The following is a 6,375-nucleotide window of genomic DNA, read 5'->3' on the forward strand; positions in this document are numbered from 1 at the left end:
ATTTAATACTACCAGTATTTAAAGCAGTTGCAAGTGCCAGATAAACCATCCCGCAGGGGATGATGCCATTAAGCATTCCGGCAAACAATCCCCACAATGGCAAATTGAATACCTTTCCCATAAGCCTGCTCAGCGGATTGAGTACCCATGACTGGAACTTAGAAAACCTATTTCTATAAACAGCATTAAACTGTAGCGCTGTAAATAAAATCAGTATAGAACCGATTAAGATACTCAGCATTTTCTGATCGCTAAAGATGCGGATACTGCTCCCTAAGGCACCCACCAACAATCCTAACACAGTATATACGGCAATTCTGCCAAATTGGTACAACAAAAGCTGAAATCCACTTCGAAAGAAATCCTGTTTCGCGAATGGCATACCCAGCATAATCGGCCCGCACATTACGGCGCAATGAAGGCTTCCGAAAAGCCCCATCAAAAATGCCAATGGCAAAAAATCCATCATAGGGTGATGTTATTTTTAAACAGATAATCCTTTCCTGAGGAGTGCCACTGGAGGTTTAAAAACCACATTCCTTTGGGCATTTTAGTTTTATCAACCAGAATAAGATTCGCCGTTCCTGAGGTCTGTCCCTTTAACTTAACATCATCGTTGCTATTGGCAGGCCGCATTAAAACAAGATCGTATTTTGCACTATCTTTTACCTGAATGATAATCTGAGTTTTTGTAATGGTAATTTTGGGACTGGCATTATCGTCTATAACGTTCATTTTGGCATTGTATTCTGCATTATAATTGATTCCCTTTTCGTAATAATTTTCTTCTACCAGGGCATCTCTTCCGTGTACATGAAACATATAAACTACCATTCCCACAATAAACATCATGAATGTAAGCATGCCCAAAACTATTTTTGTTCCCCAGTTCATAGCTCTTTTTTAATTTTGAATGAGAGAATGATTGAATGAGTGAATGGCAACGATAACTCCACATTCATCATTCAAAATTCAATCCTTCACTCATTCACTCATTCTCTAATTCAATCCTCAATTCCTTCCGGTTGCGCGAAAAAACTTGTAGTTGCCGTACTTAAAACCTCGCCATTGGCAATAATTTCGAAAATGGCATCGGTTTTATATTTTTTAATGGAGTTGTTTTTCCTGATCAGAAAAAAAGTGAGGTGTACCGAGCCTTCTTTTGGCAAAACATCAGCCTTTTGGATGAAATTAATTTCGTCTCCCTTTTCCTTCGATCTGAAAGTAAACTTTACCGCTTTATTGGTTTTGTTGATCAGCTCTGCATTATAAAGATTGCTTGTTTTATCTGCTCCCCTGCTCTGATACAAGGTGCCGCTGGCTCTTAATACCGTAGTCTGGATATCTTCTCTTCTGTAAATCAATGAAGAAAAAACCATCAATACGGCAAATAGTACCGCAGCGTAACCGTAAGATTTTAAGCCAATTTTATAGGGTTTACGTTCCTTAATGAAATCCTGATTAAAAAAACCGATCAGATTTTTGGGCCTGTTTATTTTAAGCATCACCTCATTGCACGAATCGATACAGGCCGTACAGTTTACACATTCGAGCTGCGTACCTTCGCGAATATCGATACCCGTGGGGCAAACCTGCACGCAAAGTCCACAATCTATACAGTCGCCGGCTGTTAACTCATTAGCATTTTTTTGAAGATGCCCACGTGGCTCGCCCCTGGTAAAATCATAGGCTACTACCAAACTTTGATTGTCTAACAAAACGCCCTGTAACCTACCGTACGGACAGATTACCGTACACACCACTTCGCGTACATAGGTAAATACCCCATAGAAAATAAATGTAAACAGCCAGATGGAAATAAAGCCCGAAGCATGCCCAGCAATCGGTTCAGTTATAATTTTAAAGAGTACATCAGAACCGATCATATAAGCCAAGAAAGTATTCGCAATGGCAAAAGAAATCACCAGAAAAATAAAATGTTTACTGCCTTTTTTGAATATTTTCTCCGCGGTCCAACCTGCTTCGTCTAGTTTCTCTTGTTTGTTGGCATCTCCTTCGATCCAGTATTCAATCCTACGGAAAACCATTTCCAYAAAAATTGTCTGTGGGCAAGCCCATCCGCACCACAACCTGCCCAACACTACCGTAAAGCACACAATGAACATGATAAAAATGAGCATGGCAAGGGCAAAGAGGTAAAAATCCTGCGGGGTAAAAATCAATCCAAAGAATACAAATTTTCTTTCTATAAAATTGAGCAGTACCAGTTGCTCACCATTAAGCTTTACAAATGGACAGGCAAACAAAAATAAAAGCAACACATAACTTACCCATTTCCGGTAGGTATACAACCTGCCCGATGGCTGTTTAGGATAGATAAAATTTCTGCCCCTGCCTTTATTTTCTTTTTTATTTTTTGGTAACATTGGCTTGGTTCACACTGTCGGTTGGTGTTTTCATCTCATTGTCTTTTAAATCTTTCGCTTCGTATTTTTCACCCTGTGGAGCTTTGGCTCCTGCAGGATTTGTCCCTTTTAGCGACAGAATAAAATTGGTAACTGCACTGATCTGTTTTGGATTTAAGTTTTTCTCCCAACTGATCATTCCTTTCTCGGGTACCCCATATTTTATGGTTTTGAATACATTATTAATGCTTCCACCATGTAACCAGTATTCGTCGGTTAAATTTGGCCCGATGATGCCCTGACCTTTATCGCCATGACAAACCACACAGTTTGTAGTGAAAACGGTTTTGCCTTCTTCCAGCACTGTTGGTGTATTATCAAACTTAACCGAACTTTCGTCAATGGTATTGGCCGATTTTTCGAGGTAGGCTGTTTTTTCTATCTTCGCCCTGGCCATTTCATTTTCGTATTCTTTATCCTGCAGGTCTCCATAGCCACCAATGTGGTAATAAAAAAGATATGCCGCAGCAAAAATCATTGTACCGTAGAAAAGGAAGTTAAACCAGGCCGGCACTGGGTTATTGAGCTCTTTAATGCCATCGTAAGCATGATCGATTACCAGATCCTTTTCTTCTTCAATTGGCCTTAAGCTTAAAAGTTTTGTCCAGATTGAAGGTTTAACAGGCTGTTGCTTTAACCAGCTATCGTAATCCAAAACCGGCTCTTTTACAGGTTTGGTATACGGTGTAGGATTTAACTGTTCCTGGTACATTACCTTGAATGCATTTAACAGGCTTACTGAAACAACAAGAAGCACAACTGCAAAAACCAGGAGGATTATAATCAGTATTTCCGACTGGTTTAGCCCCAAGCCTGCCTGAGCAGATGTTATKGGCGCTGCGGCTTTCTCATCAGCAGCAAAGGCTGTAATTGAGATGAACAGGAACAATAACAAAAGTTTAATCTTCTTCATATGCAATAGGTTGATTGTCTTGAATGGGAAGCTGACTCATCACTTCGATATGTTTTTTATTTAGTTTGAGCAGGTAAATACCCACGATTACAAAAAACACCATGAACATGAGCAGAGAGGTGATGAGGTATATTTCGCCACCGGCTAAATCTTTGATCTGGTTGAACATATTTTATTGATTTGAAGGAATGATTTCTTTATTGGCTTTTATATCGGTACCCAAACGTTGCAGATAAGCAATAATGGCTACTATTTCCCTGTCGCTTTTAACCTTAATGTTATTCTGTTTTAGGTCGAGTGTAATCTTTTCGGCCTGAACTTTTAAATCATCGTTAGCACGTTTATCATAACCATCGGGATAAGGAACGCCCAATGTTTGCATGGCCCTGATCTTGCTTGCTGTGGTTGTAATGTCCAGTTTCTGTTCGATGAGCCAGGCATAAGGCGGCATAATGCTTCCTGGCGACATTGAAGTAGGATCGACCAGGTGATTGTAATGCCAGGCATCAGAATATTTCCCGCCTATGCGATGAAGATCTGGTCCGGTACGTTTACTTCCCCATAAAAACGGGTGATCGTAAACAAACTCTCCGGCTTTACTATATTCACCATATCGCTCAGTTTCTGAACGGAAAGGTCTTACCGTTTGAGAATGGCAGTTTACGCAACCTTCTCTGATGTACAGATCTCTCCCCTGAAGTTCGAGCGCTGAATAAGGTTTTACGCTGGCTATAGTTGGAACATTGGATTGAATGGTAAAAGTGGGCATCATTTCTACCATGCCCCCGATAAGGATAATGATGAGCGAGAGCACCATAAATTTCATCGGCTTGCGTTCTAAAATCCTGTGCCAGGCTTTATCTGCGGGAGAGGTTTCGATGATCACTTTGCTCAATGGCATGGCTTCTGCCGGTTCATTGGCAAGTAATTTAGCCCCCAACATGGTTTTGGCCAGGTTATAAGTCATTGCAATTACCCCTATTAAATACAGTGCACCACCAATTGAACGCAAAACATGCATCGGGATAATCTGCAGTGTGGTAGCCAGGAAATTCGGGTACTTTAATAAACCTTCGGGCGTAAACTCTTTCCACATCAGCCCCTGCGTAAAACCTGCCCAATACATGGGAACAGCATAAAAAAGGATGCCCAAAGTACCTATCCAAAAGTGGAAACCGGCAAGCTTTTTCGAGTATAATTCTGTTTTGTAAATGCGGGGGATTAACCAGTAAAGTACACCGAAGGTTAAAAATCCGTTCCAACCTAAAGCACCAACGTGTACGTGTGCTACAATCCAGTCGGTAAAGTGGGCTACCCCATTAATCTGTTTTAATGATAATAACGGACCTTCGAAAGTGGCCATGCCATAAGCGGTAAGGGCAACCACCATAAATTTAAGGGTTACATCTTCTCTTACCTTATCCCAGGCACCGCGCAAGGTTAACAGGCCATTAATCATACCGCCCCAGCTTGGTGCAATTAGCATGATCGAAAAGGCAACACCTAATGATTGTGCCCAACCAGGCAATGAAGTATATAATAAATGGTGCGGGCCTGCCCAGATGTAAATAAAAATGAGCGACCAAAAATGCAGGATACTTAATTTATAAGAGTAAACGGGTCTTCCGGCCATCTTCGGCAAGAAATAATACATCATGCCGAGATAAGGTGTAGTTAGAAAAAATGCTACTGCGTTATGCCCGTACCACCATTGTACCAATGCATCCTGTACGCCGGCATACACGTAATAACTTTTCATGAAAGAAATGGGCAGCTCAAAAGAGTTTACGATGTGCAATACGGCTATGGTAACGAAAGTGGCAATGTAAAACCATATGGCAACATATAAATGACGCTCTCTTCTTTTAAAAATGGTACCGAACATGTTAACGCCAAAAACCACCCAGATGATGGTGATGGCGATATCAATCGGCCATTCGAGTTCAGCATACTCATGTGAGGTAGTAAAGCCAAGCGGCAGGGTGATTACTGCCGATAAAATGATCAGCTGCCAGCCCCAGAAGTGGATTTTGCTCAGCACATCGCTAAACATCCGTGCTTTTAACAAACGCTGAAGGGAATAATAAACGCCCATAAAAATGGCATTGCCCACAAAGGCAAAAATTACGGCATTGGTGTGCAGCGGCCTGATGCGGCCAAATGTAGTGTACTGACTGCCCATGTTCATTGCCGGTTTAAACAGTTGCATGGCTGCAAGCAAGCCAACGGTCATTCCTATAATTCCCCATACCAGGGTGGCAATACCAAAGTTCCGAACAATCTTGTTATCGTAAGTAAATTTCTCTAACTGCATAATAGAAGCTGAATTTTTGTATGTTTTGTGTTCCAAAGGTATTCTCTAGTGGACAGACAAAGGATGATGATGCTTAGCTAGAAAAGTGATCTTCTTCACTTTTTTCAGCAACAACTTCATCATCGAAAAGCATGCGGATACCCGGGGTATGTACATCATCGTTCTGACCGGTTTTATAGGCCCAGAAAAACGCAGCCAAAAAAATGAGTGCCATTAAAACACTGCAGCCAACCAAAAAGTAAAGGATGTTCATATCAGTTTATTTTTACGGGCAAACCACCTGGTTGCCAAAGTGGTAAAGGAGATAATGGTAACCGTACTAATTGGCATCAGTACTGCGGCCACCAAAGGATAGAGTGTGCCCTGCACAGCAAAGTAAATACCAATACAGTTATACGCGATGGCTATGGCGAAGCTTGTTTTAATGATCTTCAGTCCATCTTTACTTAACTGGATAAAATCTGGCAGATAATTTAAGGCGCTGCCTTTGAGAATGGCATCACAGCCGGGGCTGAAACTGTTAATATTGTCGGTTATTGCAACCCCAAAGTTGCTCTGTTTCAGGGCTCCGGCATCATTTAAGCCATCACCCAACATCATTACTTTATCTCCTTGCTGTTGAAGCAGCAGAACAGCATCCAGTTTTTGGTGCGGGCTCTGGCGAAACCTGATGGTTGTATTTTTCGTGAAAATGGTATCCAGCATCCAGCGGTCTTTATCGG

8 protein-coding genes are annotated in these 6,375 nt (G+C 41.4%); all 8 read right to left on the minus strand.

Annotated features, from left to right (window positions below; genetic code table 11):
- A partial coding sequence (locus tag AC1DPQ_RS14295; protein WP_477609884.1) for a sulfite exporter TauE/SafE family protein occupies positions 1-469 on the minus strand: 469 nt, incomplete at its 3' end.
- The gene (locus tag AC1DPQ_RS14300) at positions 466-894 is read right to left on the minus strand and encodes a FixH family protein (RefSeq protein WP_477578548.1); all 429 of its coding nucleotides are present in this window, start codon (positions 892-894) and stop codon (positions 466-468) included. The genes AC1DPQ_RS14295 and AC1DPQ_RS14300, both read right to left, overlap by 4 nt.
- A 110-nt stretch (positions 895-1,004) precedes the next feature.
- Positions 1,005-2,387, minus strand: coding sequence for a cytochrome c oxidase accessory protein CcoG (gene ccoG / locus AC1DPQ_RS14305; RefSeq protein ID WP_477609886.1), 1,383 nt, complete (start codon positions 2,385-2,387; stop codon positions 1,005-1,007).
- Positions 2,371-3,339: a cbb3-type cytochrome c oxidase N-terminal domain-containing protein gene (locus tag AC1DPQ_RS14310; protein WP_477578552.1), complete on the minus strand. Its 969-nt coding sequence runs from the start codon at positions 3,337-3,339 to the stop codon at positions 2,371-2,373. The genes ccoG and AC1DPQ_RS14310 overlap by 17 nt, the downstream gene beginning before the upstream one ends.
- Positions 3,326-3,508 carry a hypothetical protein gene (locus AC1DPQ_RS14315; protein ID WP_477578554.1) on the minus strand — a complete coding sequence of 61 codons (183 nt, stop codon included), beginning with the start codon at positions 3,506-3,508 and terminating at the stop codon, positions 3,326-3,328. Before AC1DPQ_RS14315 ends, AC1DPQ_RS14310 begins: the two co-directional genes overlap by 14 nt.
- Before the next feature lie 3 nt (positions 3,509-3,511).
- Positions 3,512-5,653 (minus strand): cytochrome-c oxidase, cbb3-type subunit I, encoded by a 2,142-nt coding sequence (gene ccoN, locus AC1DPQ_RS14320; protein ID WP_477578556.1) that lies wholly within the window; start codon positions 5,651-5,653, stop codon positions 3,512-3,514.
- A gap of 73 nt (positions 5,654-5,726) precedes the next feature.
- Positions 5,727-5,906: a cbb3-type cytochrome oxidase assembly protein CcoS gene (gene ccoS / locus AC1DPQ_RS14325; protein ID WP_029278967.1), complete on the minus strand. Its 180-nt coding sequence runs from the start codon at positions 5,904-5,906 to the stop codon at positions 5,727-5,729.
- Positions 5,903-6,375, minus strand: a 473-nt coding sequence (locus tag AC1DPQ_RS14330) for an HAD-IC family P-type ATPase (RefSeq protein ID WP_477609888.1), incomplete at its 5' end; no start/stop codon positions are given. The genes ccoS and AC1DPQ_RS14330, both read right to left, overlap by 4 nt.

It is taken from the genome of Pedobacter sp. 01T416_2, from assembly GCF_056398925.1.

Excerpts from the sequence above, each read along its gene's own strand:
- ccoS (WP_029278967.1), bottom strand. The coding sequence starts at position 5,906 with ATGAACATCCTTTACTTTTTGGTTGGCTGCAGTGTTTTAATGGCACTC.
- AC1DPQ_RS14315 (WP_477578554.1), bottom strand. The coding sequence starts at position 3,508 with ATGTTCAACCAGATCAAAGATTTAGCCGGTGGCGAAATATACCTCATC.
- ccoN (WP_477578556.1), bottom strand. The coding sequence starts at position 5,653 with ATGCAGTTAGAGAAATTTACTTACGATAACAAGATTGTTCGGAACTTT.
- AC1DPQ_RS14300 (WP_477578548.1), bottom strand. The coding sequence starts at position 894 with ATGAACTGGGGAACAAAAATAGTTTTGGGCATGCTTACATTCATGATG.